We start from the raw sequence: 14,966 nt of genomic DNA on the forward strand, positions 1-14,966 counted from the left end.
GCACCCCTCGGAGAGCCGGACACCACCGGACAACGACCCGCAACCCGAGGGGGCGGGTTCCGGTCGCACCTGCGCCCCCTATGAACCACTCACCGGAGAGAAAAGCACCCCGCCAAGCCCCACCCCTCCCTCCCGCCGGGTGCGGTCACTCCCGCGGGTGAATATGCCAACTTGGCGGGATTCGGGCCCGGTTGCGTGCCCTACGCTCAGCGGCGACACGACCACCACCAGACATGCGACGGCCCCCGCCGGGAGTGGCTTCCCAATGCGAGGGCCTGACCACCAAGGAAGGCTGCTGTTCCCGATGGCTGCCCAGCACCCTAACGCCCACACGCCCGCCACGTCCCGAACCCCGGGCGAAGACCACCCCCACGAGCCGCCGCTCGCGGGCGTCGTCCACCAAGCGCCTCCCCGCCGTGCCGCAGCCGTCGTGTCCCGCCCCCGCACTCCTCCAGGCGGCCGTCGACGTCCTCACCGGCCTGCGCCGCCGCGATCCCGCCTGCTCCTGTCCGCCACCGACGCCGAACACCTCGCCCCGGGTGTCGCCGCCTGGCTGGAGCGCGAGGTCGCCCCCACCGCCGTACGGCACGCGCTGACCGAGAACCTGCCCAACGAGCCCTTGGTCCGGCCCGCCGCTTTCCTCGCCCACCGCCTGACCGCCCAGCTGCCGCGACTGCCGATCCGATCTTCCGGAGGACGCCTAGCATGAACGTGACGATCCTTGCCCCTGGGCACAGAAGACGAGGAGCGAGCGCCATGACCATCGCCCCAGACAACCCGCAGCAGGGCGCCTCCCACCTCTACCGGGCCATGCGGGACTTCGTTCAGACCATGGACGACACCCTGCCCGGGAAGTTCGAGATCACCAAGGAAGGAATCGTCCACGACATGATGTCGCCCGGAGGGCCGCACGAGGTCACAGCCGCGCACATCAGCCGCCGTCTCGAAAAGATGCTGCCGGACGCGTTGCTGGCCCATACCGGCACACCTGATGTGGAGGATGAGCCCGAGGGCATCATGCGCCATCCCGACGTCATGGTGATCGCATGGGCGGATCTGGACGTCCAGGGCTCGATCAACCCTCGCGCGCTCATCGCCGCCATCGAAGTGGTCTCCCGCTCCAACCCGGACAACGACTGGGTAACCAAGACGCGCGACTACCCCCTCATGGGTGTGCCCACCTACGCGATCTTCGATCCGCGCACGGGCGAGGGCGCCGTCCTCACCGACATCCACACCACCCCCGACGGCCCCCGCTACGCCACCCGCAAGGACTTCGTCTACGGCGAGGACGTCACCATCGCCGACTGGACCATCTCGACCCGGAACCTGCCGCTCTACCAGGAGGAAGGCCAGGGCCAGGGGTGAAGGCGGCGAAGGGCCCGGCGCCGGAGAGCGATCCGGTGCCGGGCCCCTGTGCGTGCCGTCGGCGGACTACTTCGGCTGCGGCTTGCGCACCGTCAGGTGCAGCTCCCTCAGCCGGGACTCGTCCAGCTCGGTCGGGGCGCCCATCATCAGGTCCTGGGCGTTGCCGTTGAGCGGGAAGGCGATGGTCTCGCGGATGTTGGGCTCGTCGGCCAGCAGCATGACGATGCGGTCGACGCCGGGGGCGATGCCGCCGTGCGGCGGGGCGCCGAAGCGGAAGGCACGCAGCATGCCGGCGAACTCGCGCTCCACGGTCTCCGCGTCGTAGCCCGCGATCTCGAAGGCCTTGAGCATGATCTCCGGCTCGTGGTTCCGGATCGCGCCGGAGGACAGCTCGACGCCGTTGCAGACGATGTCGTACTGCCAGGCCAGGATGTCCAGCGGGTCCTGGGACTGGAGGGCCTCCATGCCGCCCTGGGGCATCGAGAAGGGGTTGTGGGAGAAGTCGATCTTCCCCGTCTCCTCGTCCTTCTCGTACATCGGGAAGTCGACGATCCAGCAGAAGCGGAAGACGTTCTCCTCGAAGTGGCCGGCACGCTTGGCGGCCTCGACGCGGACCGCGCCCATGATCTTGGAGACCTCGTCGAACTCGCCCGCGCCGAAGAACACCGCGTGGCCGGGGGCGAGCGAGAGCCGCTTGGTCAGCTCCGCGACGTTCTCCTCGGTGAGGAACTTCGCGATCGGGCCGGACAGCTTGCCGTCCTCGCCGACGCGGACCCAGGCCAGGCCCTTGGCGCCCTGCGAGACGGCGTAGTCGCCGAGCTGGTCGAAGAACTTGCGCGGCTGCGCGGAGACGTCCGGGACGGGCAGCGCGCGCACGTGCTTTCCGGCGAAGGCCTTGAACTCCGAGCCCTCGAAGACGTCGGTGAGGTCGACCAGCTCCAGCTGGGCGCGCAGGTCGGGCTTGTCGGAGCCGTACTTCAGCATCGCCTCGCGGAACGGGATCCGCGGGAACGGCGAGGTCACGTGGCGGCCGTTGCCGAACTCCTCGAACAGCTCGGTCATGAGCTGCTCGATCGGGCGGAAGACGTCCTCCTGCTCGACGAAGCTCATCTCGACGTCGAGCTGGTAGAACTCGCCCGGCGAACGGTCGGCGCGGGCGTCCTCGTCGCGGAAGCAGGGCGCGATCTGGAAGTACCGGTCGAAGCCCGAGATCATCAGCAGCTGCTTGAACTGCTGCGGCGCCTGGGGCAGGGCGTAGAAGCGGCCCGCGTGCAGGCGGGAGGGGACCACGAAGTCCCGCGCGCCCTCGGGGGAGGTGGCGGTGAGGATGGGCGTCGCCATCTCGTTGAAGCCGAGGGCGACCATCTTGCTGCGGATCGAGGCGATGACCGAGGTGCGCAGCAAGATGTTGCGGTGCATGCGCTCACGGCGCAGGTCCAGGAAGCGGTACTCCAGCCGCCGCTCCTCGTTGACCCCGTCCTCGGTGTTGATGGTGAAGGGCAGCGGCTGGGCGGCGCCGAGCAGCTCGACCTCGCCCACCTCGACCTCGACCTCACCGGTGGGCAGGTCGGGGTTGATGTTCTCGGCGCCGCGGGAGACGACCCGGCCGTCGACCCGAACGGTCGATTCCTTGGTCAGCTTGTCCAGCGCCTCGTACGCCTCGGTGCCCGGACGGGCGACGAGCTGCGTGATGCCGTAGTGATCGCGCAGATCGATGAAGAGGATGCCGCCCAGGTCGCGCCGATTGTGCAGCCAGCCACTCAGCCGGACGTCGGTGCCGACGTCAGAGGAGCGGAGCTCGCCGCAGGTGTGGGACCTGTACCGATGCATCGTCGTTCATCCAGCCTTCGCGGATCGGGGATGGCGTTTCGCGTTTCACGTGAAACAACCCCAGCGTACCGGGCAGCAACGGCTGCCTTCCTCCCCCTGGACCCGCGAAGGGCCCGCTCCGACGGCCCGGCGAGCGGTGGCAGCGTCCGCTCACCTCTTCTTAAAGTGGGGCAATGCGCACTGGTGAGCCCCTGCCCGAGGTGGGGGACGTCCTCGCCTCCCTCGCGACCGGACTGTGGCACTGGGACACCGCCACGGGTCAGGTCGAGGTGGACGCGGAGGCCGCCCGCCTGCTCGGGCTGCCCCCGGAACGGGCGTGCCTCAGGGAGGCGCAGGTGAGGGCCCGGCTGCACCCGGTGGACTGGAACGAGATCACCGGCGTGGTCCAGCTCGCCGTCGCCGAGGGCACCCTCGCCGAGGTCCGCATCCGGATCATGGACGAGCACGGCCATGTCGTCCGGGTCGTACGCAGCCGCTCCAGGCCCTCCTTCGACCCCGAACGCAAGGCGTACGACCTGATCGGCACCCTCCAGGAGGTCGCCGAACCGCGGCCGGGCACCCCCGCCGGGCGCAGTGCGGTCACCGGCGAGTGGCGCCGCTCGCGGGAGGCCTTCCTGCTGGACGCGGGCCGGGCGCTGGCCGAGGCACGCTCCACCGAGGAGGTGCTGCGGGTGGCGGCCGGACTGTCGATGCCGGGCTTCTCCCCGGACGGCCTCGCGGTCTTCGGGGTCTCCGGCGACCGCCTCACCGTCATCGGCCACCACGGACAGCCGGCGAACGAGGCCAACCCGTTCGTGGACATGTCCCTGGAGACGGCCTACCCGGCGGCGGAGGTGGTCCGCACCGGCCGCGCGGTCTACCTCTCCTCACCGCAGCAGTACCGGTCGCGCTATCCCATGACGTGGTCGCTGGCCGAGCGTTTCGGCCGGCGTTCCTGGGCCTATCTGCCGCTGACCGTCGCGGGCCGGACGATGGGCGCCTGGATGGCCGCCTTCGCGTACCCGGTGGCCTTCACGCCGGACGAGCGCTCCGTGCTGACCACGGTGGCGCGGATGCTCGCCCAGGCCCTGTCCCGGGCCGGTGCCGCGGAGAACCAGCGCGAGCTGGCCGAGGGGCTGCAACGCTCGATGCTGCCCATGCTCGGCCCGGAGATCCCCGGCATGGCCCTCGCCGCCCGCTACGTCCCCACCGGCGGCGGCCTCCAGGTCGGCGGCGACTGGTACGACATGATCCCGCTGCCCGGGGGCCGCTTCGCCCTGGTGATCGGCGACGTCCAGGGACACGACGTGCGCGCGGCCGGACTGATGGGCCAGCTGCGCATCGCCCTGCGCGCCTACGCCTCCGAGGGCCACCGTCCCGACGCGGTGCTCGCCCGCGCCTCCCACTTCTTCCACGGTCTCGCCGCGGCCGAGGACGACCCGGGCGACCTGCGCTTCGCGACCTGCTACTACGCCGAGGTCGACCCCGCCACCGGCACCGTGGACAGCGCCCGCGCGGGCCATCTGGACCCGGTGGTGCGCATGGCGGACGGGACGGCGCTGATCCTCGCCACCGCGGGCGGGCTGCCGCTGGGGATCGACCCGGACTCCGACTACCCGATCACCCGGCTGGCCCTGGAGCCCGGGGACACCCTGATGCTGTGCACGGACGGCCTGGTCGAGACCGGCGGCCACGACCTCCAGAGCGGCTGGCACCGGCTGCGCGTGATCCTGGAGGAGCACACCGGTGGCCTGGAGGAACTGGCCGACTCACTGGTCCAGGCCGTGCACGGCCCCTCCTCGCACCACACCACCGGCCCCCTCGCCGACCGCCGGGAGGACGACATCGCGCTGGTGCTGCTGTGCCGGCAGGGCGCGGGCTGCGGCTGCGGCGAATCCACCGCGACCCGGGCGCCGGTGCGCCGCACGATGCTGTCCATCGCCCAGTCCGAGCCCGCCAGGATCGCCACCGCCCGGCAGCACCTGCGCGACCTGCTGCACGACTGGCCGGTCGAGGACCAGCGGGACGCGGCGGTCCTGCTGCTCTCCGAGATGCTGACGAACGTCCTGGTCCACACCGACACCGACGCCCTGCTCGTCGCCGAGGTCGCGGGGGAGCCGGGCGAGCGGCGGATCCGGGTGGAGGTCACCGACAACGGCGACGACCTCCCGCACAAGCGCAGGCCCGGGGAGATGGCGTCCTCCGGACGCGGGCTGATGCTGGTCGAACTGCTCGCGGACGCCTGGGGCGTCGCCCCGCGCGGCGAGGGCAAGAGCATCTGGTACGAGCTCTACGAGTCCCCCGGCCCGGACGACGCCCCCGGCCCCGCGGCCGGTCCGGAGTCCGGCCCCGAGGTGGTCGAAGCCCCGTAGCGTCCCTGGAACTCGTGCACGACTCCGAACGCCGCTGCGGTCAGCGGCACGGCGAGGAGCAGCCCCAGGATGCCCGCCACCGACGCCCCCGCGGTGAGCGCCAGCAGCACGACCGCCGGGTGCATCTGCACCGTCCGGCTCTGGATCACCGGCTGGAGCACATGCCCCTCCAGCACCTGCACGGCCAGCACCACGCCCAGGGTCCACAGCGCGATGACGAACCCCCGGTCGGCCAGCGCCACCAGCACCGCCACGGCACCGGAGATGAACGCGCCGAGATACGGGATGTAGGCGCCGACGAAGACCAGCGCCCCGAGCCCGACCGCGCCGGGGACGCGCAGGACGAGCAGTCCGACGGTGATGCAGAGCGCGTCGATCAGCGCGATCAGGGTCGTGCCCCGCATGAAGCCCTCGACGGCCTCGAAGGCCCGCCGCGCCATGGCCTCGACCGTGTCGGCGGAGCCGGGCGGGGCGAGGGCGCGCACCGTGGCGACGGCCCGGTCAGAGTCGCGCAGGAAGAAGAAGACGAGCAGCAGGGCGAGCACGGCCATGGCCAGCATCTCGCCGACCACGCTGATCCCGGTCACCACGCCCGAGGCGGCCGTACCGCCGAACTTGCCCAGCAGCTCACGCGCGTTGGAGGCGATGTCGTCCAGCGAGGTCCCGGCGGCGCCGAAGTGGTCGGCGACGCCCTTGGCCGCGTGCCGCAACGAGGCGACGATCTGGTCGCCGGTCTCCACGAGGGCGGAGACCACGATGTACACGGCCCCGCCGACCACGGCCAGCACGGCCGCACAGGTCAGCCCGGCGGCCAGCGAACGCTGCACATGCGCCTTCACCAGCCGCGCGTGCAGCGGTCGGAGCAGCGCGGTGCCGAGCAGCGCGAGCAGCGCCGGCGCCACCGCGGTGCGGAACTCGACGCAGAGCCGGATCGCGACGTAGACGACACCGCTGGCGAGCAGGACGACGGCGCACCAGGCGGCGAACCGGCGGACCGGACCGGGGAGCAGCTGCACGCCTCCACCCGATCACGCGGCGGGCGGGCTGTCCTGCGCGGACGGCCCGCCCGGGTGACGCGCTGTCAGGCTCCGGGGCCCTCGCCCGACATGCCGTGCACCGCCGGGACGGTGCCGAGACGGCCCTTCTGGAAGTCCTCGAAGGCCTGCATCAGCTCGTCCTTGGTGTTCATCACGAACGGGCCGTAGTGGGCCATCGGCTCCCGGATCGGCCGGCCGCCGAGCAGCACGACCTCCAGGTCGGGGGTGTGCGAGTCCTGCTTCTCGTCCGCGCGGACGGTCAACGAACCGCCGGCGCCGAAGACCGCAGTCTGGCCCAGCTGGATCGGACGGCGCTCGGCACCGACCGAGCCCTTGCCCGCCAGCACGTACGCCAGCCCGTTGAAGTCCTCCCGCCACGGCAGCGTGACCTCCGCACCCGGCGCCACCGTCGCGTGGATCATCGTGATCGGCGTGTGCGTGATGCCGGGACCAGCGTGCCCGTCCAGCTCACCGGCGATCACGCGCAGCAGCGCGCCGCCGTCGGGCGTGGTCAGCAGCTGGACGTTGCCGCCGCGGATGTCCTGGTAGCGCGGAGGCATCATCTTGTCCTTGGCCGGCAGGTTCACCCACAGCTGGAGGCCGTGGAAGAGACCGCCGGACATCACGAGGTGCTCCGGCGGGGCCTCGATGTGCAGCAGGCCCGCGCCCGCCGTCATCCACTGGGTGTCGCCGTTTGTGATGGTGCCGCCACCACCCTGCGAGTCCTGGTGGTCGAAGATCCCGTCAATGATGTACGTGACGGTCTCGAAGCCGCGGTGCGGGTGCCACGGGGTGCCTTTCGGCTCCCCAGGCTGATAGTCCACCTCACCCATCTGATCCATCATGATGAACGGATCCAGGTGGCGGTAGTTGATCCCGGCGAACGCGCGGCGCACCGGGAAGCCCTCACCCTCGAAACCGCTGGGCGCGGTCGTGACGGTGAGCACGGGACGTGCGACGGCGTCGGCGGACGCGGATACGCGGGGCAGCGTCAGCGGGTTCTCGACGGTCACGGCAGGCATGTCGACCTCCTCGGGCGATGTGCGTCCCACTTTAGTTGAGCGTTGAACTTCTTGCCACCCCCAACCGAGAAAGCCCGGAGGGCATTCCCTCCGGGCTCGCGGCAGCGGCGACCGATCAGCCGTACATGCGGCGCATGGCGAAATCGACCATCTGTTCGACGGCCTTCGCGTCGAACACCATCCGGTGCTCGCCCTCCATGTCCAGGACGAAGCCGTAGCCGGTCGGCAGCAGATCGATCACCTCCGCGCCGGTGATCACGAAGTACTTCGACTCCTTGCCCGCGTACCGGCGCAGCTCCTTCAGACCGGTGAACATCGGGATGACCGGCTGCTGGGTGTTGTGCAGCGCGAGGAAGCCGGGGTTGTCGCCGCGGGGGCAGTAGACCTTCGAGGTCGCGAAGATCTGCTGGAAGTCCTCGGCGGACATCTGGCCGGTGGTGAAGGCGCGCACCGCGTCCGCGAGCGAGGGCGGGGACGGCTCGGGGTACAGCGGCGGCTGCTGCCCGTACCCGCCGCCCATCGGCTGCTGCGGCGGGGCGTACTGCTGCTGCTGTTGGCCCGCGGTCTGGTCGTAGCCGTACATGCAGCACAGAGTAACGAGTAACGAGTCACAGATGGGCGGCCCGGGGTTGCTTCTTATTACCGACGGGTAGCATCATCGGAGCTACTAGTTGGTACGTGTACGGATGCGAGGAGCGAGTGCCTCGCCGATCTCTCAACGGAGCCGTCGCCATGGGGCACTACAAGCCGAATCTCCGGGACATCGAGTTCAACCTCTTCGAGGTGCTCGGCCGCGACAAGGTCTACGGCAGCGGCCCGTTCGCGGAGATGGACACCGACACCGCCAAGAGCGTGCTGGAGGAGCTGACCCGCCTCTCCGAGAACGAGCTGGCCGAGTCCTTCGCCGACGCCGACCGCAACCCGCCGGTGTTCGACCCCGAGACCAACACCGCGCCGGTCCCGGCGTCCTTCAGGAAGAGCTACCAGGCCTTCATGGACTCCGAGTACTGGCGGCTCGGCCTGCCCGAGGAGATCGGCGGCACCACCTCGCCCCGCTCCCTGATCTGGGCCTACGCGGAGCTGATCCTCGGTGCCAACCCGGCCGTGTGGATGTACTCCTCCGGCCCGGCGTTCGCCGGCATCCTCTTCGAGGAGGGCAACGAGGTCCAGAAGCACATCGCCTCGATCGCCGTCGAGAAGCAGTGGGGCTCCACCATGGTCCTCACCGAGCCGGACGCCGGTTCGGACGTGGGCGCCGGCCGCACCAAGGCCGTCGAGCAGGAGGACGGCTCCTGGCACATCGAGGGCGTCAAGCGCTTCATCACGTCCGGCGAGCACGACATGTCGGAGAACATCCTCCACTACGTCCTCGCCCGCCCCGAGGGCGCCGGCCCCGGCACCAAGGGCCTGTCGCTCTTCCTCGTCCCGAAGTACGAGTTCGACTTCGAGACCGGCGAGCTGGGCGAGCGCAACGGCGTCTACGCCACCAACGTCGAGCACAAGATGGGCCTGAAGGCCTCCAACACCTGCGAGATGACCTTCGGCGACCGCCACCCCGCCAAGGGCTGGCTGATCGGCGACAAGCACGACGGCATCCGCCAGATGTTCCGGATCATCGAGTTCGCCCGCATGATGGTCGGCACGAAGGCGATCTCCACCCTCTCCACGGGCTACCTCAACGCCCTGGAGTACGCCAAGGAGCGCGTCCAGGGCCCGGACCTGGCCAACTTCATGGACAAGTCGGCCCCCAAGGTCACCATCACGCACCACCCGGACGTGCGCCGCTCCCTGATGACGCAGAAGGCGTACGCCGAGGGCATGCGCGCCCTCGTCATGTACACCGCCTCCGTCCAGGACGAGATCCAGGTCAAGGAGGCGAACGGCGAGGACGCCTCGGCCGAGCACGCCCTCAACGACCTGCTGCTGCCGATCGTCAAGGGCTACGGCTCGGAGAAGGCCTACGAGCAGCTCGCCCAGTCCCTGCAGACCTTCGGCGGCTCCGGGTTCCTCCAGGAGTACCCGATCGAGCAGTACATCCGGGACGCCAAGATCGACACCCTGTACGAGGGCACCACGGCGATCCAGGGCCAGGACTACTTCTTCCGGAAGATCGTCCGCAACCAGGGCGCCGCGCTGAACTCGGTCGCCGAGGACATCAAGAAGTTCCTCGCCCTCGGCACCGGCGGCGAGGAGCTGTCCGGCGCCCGCGAGCACCTGGCCAAGGCCGCCGTCGAGCTGGAGGCCATCGTCGGCCTGATGCTCACCGACCTCGCGGCCACCGAGCAGGACGTCAAGAACATCTACAAGGTGGGCCTCAACACCACCCGCCTGCTGCTGGCCTCCGGCGACGTGATCGTCGGCTACCTGCTCCTCAAGGGCGCCGCCGTCGCCGCCGAGAAGCTGCCCACCGCGTCCGCCAAGGACCAGGCCTTCTACACCGGCAAGATCGCCGCGGCGAAGTTCTTCGCGGCCAACGTCCTGCCCGGCCTCACCCTGGCCCGCAAGGTCGCCCAGGGCGTCGAGCTGGACCTGATGGAGCTGGACGAGGCCGCGTTCTAGGACGGGTCCGGCACCCCGGTCCCGTTCCGCACAACCCCACGAGGGCCCGCTCCCGCCGGACGGGAGGCGGGCCCTCGCACGTCGTTAAGGTGAACCCCATGAGCGCACCCTCCCGCTTCGACCGCGGCCACACCGACGACCTGATGACCTTCCTGTCGGCGAGCCCGACGCCGTACCACGCCGTGGCGAGTGCCGCCGAGCGGCTGGAGAAGGCCGGTTTCCGCCAGGTCGCGGAGACCGACGCCTGGGAGGGGACCAGCGGCGGCAAGTACGTGCTGCGCGGCGGCGCGATCGTCGCCTGGTACGTGCCGGAGGGCGCCGCGGCGCACACCCCCTTCCGCGTCGTCGGCGCCCACACCGACTCCCCCAACCTGCGCGTCAAGCCCCGCCCGGACACCGGGGCGCACGGCTGGCGCCAGGTCGCCGTGGAGATCTACGGCGGCCCGCTGATGAACTCCTGGCTGGACCGCGACCTGGGCCTGGCCGGCCGCCTCTCGCTGCGCGACGGCTCGACGCGCCTGGTCGACGTCGCCCGCCCGCTGCTGCGCGTCCCGCAGCTCGCCATCCACATGGACCGCGCCGTCTCCACGGACGGACTCAAGCTCGACAAGCAGCGCCACCTCCAGCCCGTGTGGGGCCTGGGCGACACCGTCCGCGACGGCGACCTGATCGCCTTCCTGGAGGACGAGGCGGGGCTCGCCCGCGGCGAGGTCACCGGCTGGGACCTGATGACGCACTCGGTGGAGCCCCCGGCCTACCTGGGCCGCGACAAGGAGCTGGTGGCGGGTCCGCGGATGGACAACCTGCTGTCCGTGCACGCCGGGACGGCCGCCCTGGCCGCGGTCGCCACCTCGGGCGGCGACCTGCCGTACATCCCCGTGCTGGCCGCCTTCGACCACGAGGAGACCGGCTCCCAGTCGGACACCGGCGCCGACGGACCGCTGCTCGGCAGCGTGCTGGAACGCTCGGTGTTCGCGCGCGGCGGCTCCTACGAGGACCGGGCGCGCGCCTTCGCCGGCACCGTCTGCCTGTCCTCCGACACGGGCCACGCCGTCCACCCCAACTACGCGGAACGGCACGACCCGACGCACCACCCGCGCGTCAACGGCGGCCCGATCCTCAAGGTCAACGTCAACAACCGCTACGCCACCGACGGTTCGGGCCGCGCGGTGTTCGCCGCCGCGTGCGAGAAGGCGGACGTCCCCTTCCAGACCTTCGTCTCCAACAACTCCATGCCGTGCGGCACGACCATCGGCCCGATCACGGCGGCCCGGCACGGCATCAGCACCGTCGACATCGGCGTGGCCATCCTGTCGATGCACAGCGCCCGGGAGTTGTGCGGCGCCGACGACCCGCACCTGCTGGCCAACGCGCTGGTGGCGTTCCTCCAGCCGTAGACCGGAGCGCGGAACACCGCCCCACGGCATGAGGGTTGGGGCCCGGGGTACCCGAACGGAACCGGATCGACCGGAATCCCGGAACCGACCGGCTCTGACAGGGAGGCAACACTCATGGGCCTCGGCGGGTGCATCATCCTCATCGCCGTGGGAGCCATCCTCACGTTCGCGACCGACTGGGACATGCAGGGCGTCAACCTGGACCTGGTCGGCGTGATCTTCATGGTCGTCGGCCTGATCGGCGTCGCCACGTTCAGCAGCATCGCCCGGCGCCGCCGTGTCGTGGTGCCGCCGTCGACCCCGGTCGTCGAGGACCGGCCCCACCCCACGCAGGACGGCTACCACAACGGTTACGGCGCCTGAGCCGGCCGCGCGTACTCCCGGCAGTCAGCCTGTCGGCCTACCGGCCGCGTCCCGGGGCGGCCGGCGGGGAAGCGGTGGGAGCATGAGATTCCTCGTGTACGACCGGCTCCTCGGCATCGGCGACGACTACTGGATCGAGGACGACCACGGCAACAAGGTCTTCCTCGTCGACGGCAAGGCCATGCGGCTGCGGGACACCTGGGAGCTGAAGGACGCCCAGGGGCGCGTGCTCATCGACATCCACCAGAAGATGTTCGCCCTGCGCGACACGATGGTGATCGAACGGGCCGGCGAGCCCCTGGCACGCATCCGGCGCAAACGGCTGTCCCTGCTCCGCAACCACTACCGGGTCGCCCTGGCCGACGGCACCGAACTGGACGTCAGCGGCAAGATCCTCGACCGAGAGTTCGCCATCGAGTACGACGGCGAACTGCTGGCCGTCGCCTCCCGGCGCTGGCTCACCCTCCGGGACACCTACGGCGTCGACGTCGTCCGGGACGACGCGGACCCGGCGCTGCTGATCGCCCTGACGGTGTGCGTGATCCACCTCGCGGAGAAGGAGCGGGAGGACGACTGAGGACGGGCGGCCCGGCGGCGCCTCACGCCGTGCGGCGGACGGCACGGCCGAGGAGCAGGGGGACGACCAGGTGGTGCACCGGCGCGGCCAGCGACCAGCGCACCCGGCCGGTCGGCCCCTCGAAGTTCACGTACGTCGCCCAGACCAGCCGCGCGTCGTCGACGGTCACGACGTTGCGGGCGGTCAGCGACGGGGCGCGGGCCTCCACGGCGATCCGGTCCGGCCCGGACTCCACCGTGCGCCAGCCGATCACGTGCCGTCGAGAGGCCCTCGGACCCAGGCGCAGCCCCAGCACGACCGACCAGCCCGCCCGGAGCAGGGTGCGCAGCGGCGCCGGAGTGTCCTCGAAGGTGACCCGGGCCCACTCCTCGGCCGTCCGGCGGGGCAGGCCGGCGAGCGGAAGCACGAACGCCGACGCGAAGTGGGCACCGGCGGGCTCCACCCGGACGCGGCGGATCGCGGAGTTGGTGGTGCGTGCCATACCCGTCATTGTGGGCGACACGGCAGGGCGTCAAACACGCCGTGTCACTCCCTCTTCACCCACTGCGCCCGGCCCGCACGGCTCGCCCGGCCCGCACGGCTCGCCCGGCGCGGTCAGCCGCGCGGGGGGTCCAGACCCAGCACCCGGTCCTTCAGGGCCGGGAACTGCTCCCGGGTCCGCGCCACCCGCTCCGGGGCGAACTCCACCGTGAGGACCTCCTCGTCCGCGCCGGCCTCCGCGAGCACCTCGCCCCAGGGATCCACCACGATCGAGTGACCGGCCTGCGGAACTCCGGCGTGCGTACCCGCCGTCCCGCAGGCGAGGACGAACGCCTGGTTCTCCACGGCCCGCGCCTGCGCCAGGAGCGTCCAGTGGGACCGGCGGCGCTCCGGCCAGCCGGCCGGGACGACGAGGATCTCGGCCCCGGCGTCGACGAGGGAGCGGAAGAGCTCGGGGAAGCGCAGGTCGTAGCAGGTCGCCACGCCGAGGGTGGTCTCCGGCAGCCGGACCGTCACCGGCTCGCGTCCCGCGCCCATCAGCACGGCCTCGCCCTTGTCGAAGCCGAAGCGGTGGATCTTCCGGTAGGAGGCGGCCAGGTCTCCGGCGGGGGAGAAGAGGAGAGAGGTGTTGTAGATCCGTCCGTCGGGGTCGCGCTCGGGGACCGACCCCGCGTGCAGCCACACGCCCGCGTCACCCGCCGCCTTCGCCATCGCCTCGTACGTCGGTCCGCGCAGCGGCTCGGCCGCCGCGTCGAACTCCTCGTAGGCGAACGCGCCCGTGGTCCACAGCTCCGGCAGCACGACGAGATCGGCGCCCGCCTGCTCCCGTACCAGAGCCGCCGCCCTCACGCGACGCGCTTCGACCGTTTCGTCCTCGTTCACGGCGATTTGGATCAAAGAGGCGCGCACACTACCACCGTCCTGGCATTCGAGCCGTCCACACGGGCCTACGATCGTCACACGAAAGCACTGCCGGGGTGTCGCACAGCAGCGTAACTTAGCCTCCCAAGACGCCCGCCGACTGCCGCCGCCGCCACTGGCACCGCTGCCGCCAACCGCCCGTGTACCGACCGCCGAGGGGTCCCGTTCCGTGAGTCTGCATCCCACCCTCCAGCCCTACGCCGACGCCTGGACTCACTCCATCGAGGCGATATCCGAGCTGGTCCAGCCGCTTGTGGAGGCAGAGTGGAACCGCCGGACCCCCTGCCCGGGCTGGTCGGTGCGCGACGTCGTCTCGCACGTCATGGGCCTGGACTCCGAGATGCTCGGCGACCCCCGCCCCATCCACACCCTGCCGCGCGACCTCTACCACGTCACCAACGACCACCAGCGCTACATGGAGATGCAGGTCGACGTCCGCCGCCACCACACGGCGCCGGAGATGACCTCCGAGCTGGAGTACATGGTCATCCGGCGCAACCGCCAGCTGCGCAACGAGTCGCGGGACCCCGGCACCAAGGTGCGCGGCCCGCTCGGCACCGAGCTGACCCTGGAGGAGGCGATGCGCCGGCACGCCTTCGACGTGTGGGCGCACGAGCAGGACCTGCGCACGGCCCTCGGCCGCCCCGGCAACCTCGACTCCCCCGGCGCGCACGTCGCGCGGGACGTGCTGCTCGGCGAGCTGCCCGCCGTCGTCGCCGAGCGGGCGGACGCGCCGCGCAGCTCGGCCGTCGTCTTCGACGTGCACGGACCGGTCGAGTTCCTGCGCACCATCCGCGTCGACATCCAGGGCCGCGGCACCCTCGAGTCGTCCCCGGCCCTCGGCCCGGCCGCCACCCTCACCCTCGACTGGGAGACATACGTCCGCCTGGCCTGCGGCCGGGTGACTCCCCAGGCGGCGCAGGACCGCATCAAGACGGAGGGCGACCCGGACCTGGCGGCGGCGATCCTGCGCCACTTCGCCGTCACGCAGTGAGTCCTCCGGCCCGTCGGGGGTGCCCTTCTGCGGGGGAGACCGAGGACGAGGCCGATCGGACCGACGC

13 protein-coding genes and 1 pseudogene are annotated in these 14,966 nt (G+C 71.1%); 8 read left to right on the forward strand and 6 right to left on the reverse strand.

Features of this window, described 5'->3' with window-relative positions; genetic code table 11:
- Positions 1-350 precede the first annotated feature (350 nt).
- Both IE94_RS40915 and IE94_RS0108625 read left to right on the forward strand, forming a co-directional pair.
- Positions 351-679, forward strand: a pseudogene (locus tag IE94_RS40915) (helix-turn-helix domain-containing protein); the annotation flags it as partial.
- Between the two features lie 77 nt (positions 680-756).
- Positions 757-1,368: a Uma2 family endonuclease gene (locus IE94_RS0108625; protein WP_030180605.1), complete on the forward strand. Its 612-nt coding sequence runs from the start codon at positions 757-759 to the stop codon at positions 1,366-1,368.
- Positions 1,369-1,434: 66 nt separating this feature from the next.
- Here IE94_RS0108625 and aspS read toward each other — a convergent pair whose 3' ends face one another.
- Positions 1,435-3,198 carry an aspartate--tRNA ligase gene (gene aspS / locus IE94_RS0108630; RefSeq protein ID WP_030180606.1) on the reverse strand — a complete coding sequence of 588 codons (1,764 nt, stop codon included), beginning with the start codon at positions 3,196-3,198 and terminating at the stop codon, positions 1,435-1,437.
- Positions 3,199-3,371: 173 nt separating this feature from the next.
- Here aspS and IE94_RS0108635 point away from each other — a divergent pair, with 173 nt between their 5' ends.
- Positions 3,372-5,549, forward strand: coding sequence for an ATP-binding SpoIIE family protein phosphatase (locus IE94_RS0108635; RefSeq protein WP_030180608.1), 2,178 nt, complete (start codon positions 3,372-3,374; stop codon positions 5,547-5,549).
- Here IE94_RS0108635 and IE94_RS0108640 read toward each other — a convergent pair.
- From IE94_RS0108640 to IE94_RS0108650, 3 genes are all read right to left on the reverse strand, one after another.
- A complete protein-coding gene (locus tag IE94_RS0108640) occupies positions 5,468-6,565 on the reverse strand; it encodes an AI-2E family transporter (RefSeq protein ID WP_030180610.1) in 1,098 nt (365 codons plus the stop codon). The genes IE94_RS0108635 and IE94_RS0108640 overlap by 82 nt on opposite strands.
- 65 nt (positions 6,566-6,630) lie before the next feature.
- Positions 6,631-7,608: a pirin family protein gene (locus IE94_RS0108645; protein ID WP_030180612.1), complete on the reverse strand. Its 978-nt coding sequence runs from the start codon at positions 7,606-7,608 to the stop codon at positions 6,631-6,633.
- Between the two features lie 115 nt (positions 7,609-7,723).
- Positions 7,724-8,191, reverse strand: coding sequence for an SseB family protein (locus tag IE94_RS0108650; protein ID WP_030180614.1), 468 nt, complete (start codon positions 8,189-8,191; stop codon positions 7,724-7,726).
- A 149-nt stretch (positions 8,192-8,340) separates the two neighbouring features.
- On the opposite strand from IE94_RS0108650, the gene IE94_RS0108655 reads away from it, so the two are divergent.
- The 4 genes from IE94_RS0108655 (at position 8,341) to IE94_RS0108670 (ending at position 12,504) form a co-directional block, all read left to right on the forward strand.
- A complete protein-coding gene (locus IE94_RS0108655) occupies positions 8,341-10,167 on the forward strand; it encodes an acyl-CoA dehydrogenase (protein ID WP_030180619.1) in 1,827 nt (608 codons plus the stop codon).
- A 98-nt stretch (positions 10,168-10,265) separates the two neighbouring features.
- Positions 10,266-11,564 (forward strand): M18 family aminopeptidase, encoded by a 1,299-nt coding sequence (locus IE94_RS0108660; protein ID WP_030180621.1) that lies wholly within the window; start codon positions 10,266-10,268, stop codon positions 11,562-11,564.
- Positions 11,565-11,678: 114 nt separating this feature from the next.
- A complete protein-coding gene (locus IE94_RS0108665; protein ID WP_030180623.1) occupies positions 11,679-11,927 on the forward strand; it encodes a DUF6458 family protein in 249 nt (82 codons plus the stop codon).
- A gap of 82 nt (positions 11,928-12,009) precedes the next feature.
- On the forward strand, positions 12,010-12,504 hold the full coding sequence (locus tag IE94_RS0108670) for an LURP-one-related/scramblase family protein (RefSeq protein WP_030180626.1): 495 nt from the start codon (positions 12,010-12,012) through the stop codon (positions 12,502-12,504).
- A 22-nt stretch (positions 12,505-12,526) separates the two neighbouring features.
- Here IE94_RS0108670 and IE94_RS0108675 read toward each other — a convergent pair whose 3' ends face one another.
- Positions 12,527-12,985, reverse strand: coding sequence for a DUF2867 domain-containing protein (locus IE94_RS0108675; RefSeq protein WP_030180628.1), 459 nt, complete (start codon positions 12,983-12,985; stop codon positions 12,527-12,529).
- Positions 12,986-13,098: 113 nt separating this feature from the next.
- Entirely contained in the window at positions 13,099-13,893 is a 795-nt protein-coding gene (locus tag IE94_RS0108680; protein WP_030180631.1) for a carbon-nitrogen family hydrolase, read from the reverse strand.
- 181 nt (positions 13,894-14,074) lie between these two features.
- Here IE94_RS0108680 and IE94_RS0108685 point away from each other — a divergent pair, with 181 nt between their 5' ends.
- Positions 14,075-14,899: a maleylpyruvate isomerase family mycothiol-dependent enzyme gene (locus tag IE94_RS0108685; protein ID WP_030180633.1), complete on the forward strand. Its 825-nt coding sequence runs from the start codon at positions 14,075-14,077 to the stop codon at positions 14,897-14,899.
- Positions 14,900-14,966 lie beyond the last annotated feature (67 nt).

It is taken from the genome of Streptomyces violaceorubidus (assembly GCF_000717995.1).
GTDB classification, from domain to species: Bacteria; Actinomycetota; Actinomycetes; order Streptomycetales; family Streptomycetaceae; genus Streptomyces; species Streptomyces violaceorubidus.

What these genes read in the sequence shown, in the direction of transcription:
- aspS (WP_030180606.1), bottom strand. Translation starts at nt 3,198, where the DNA reads ATGCATCGGTACAGGTCCCACACCTGCGGCGAGCTCCGCTCCTCTGAC.
- IE94_RS0108655 (WP_030180619.1), top strand. Translation starts at nt 8,341, where the DNA reads ATGGGGCACTACAAGCCGAATCTCCGGGACATCGAGTTCAACCTCTTC.
- IE94_RS0108675 (WP_030180628.1), bottom strand. Translation starts at nt 12,985, where the DNA reads ATGGCACGCACCACCAACTCCGCGATCCGCCGCGTCCGGGTGGAGCCC.
- IE94_RS0108645 (WP_030180612.1), bottom strand. Translation starts at nt 7,608, where the DNA reads ATGCCTGCCGTGACCGTCGAGAACCCGCTGACGCTGCCCCGCGTATCC.
- IE94_RS0108635 (WP_030180608.1), top strand. Translation starts at nt 3,372, where the DNA reads ATGCGCACTGGTGAGCCCCTGCCCGAGGTGGGGGACGTCCTCGCCTCC.
- IE94_RS0108625 (WP_030180605.1), top strand. Translation starts at nt 757, where the DNA reads ATGACCATCGCCCCAGACAACCCGCAGCAGGGCGCCTCCCACCTCTAC.
- IE94_RS0108665 (WP_030180623.1), top strand. Translation starts at nt 11,679, where the DNA reads ATGGGCCTCGGCGGGTGCATCATCCTCATCGCCGTGGGAGCCATCCTC.
- IE94_RS0108660 (WP_030180621.1), top strand. Translation starts at nt 10,266, where the DNA reads ATGAGCGCACCCTCCCGCTTCGACCGCGGCCACACCGACGACCTGATG.
- IE94_RS0108650 (WP_030180614.1), bottom strand. Translation starts at nt 8,191, where the DNA reads ATGTACGGCTACGACCAGACCGCGGGCCAACAGCAGCAGCAGTACGCC.
- IE94_RS0108670 (WP_030180626.1), top strand. Translation starts at nt 12,010, where the DNA reads ATGAGATTCCTCGTGTACGACCGGCTCCTCGGCATCGGCGACGACTAC.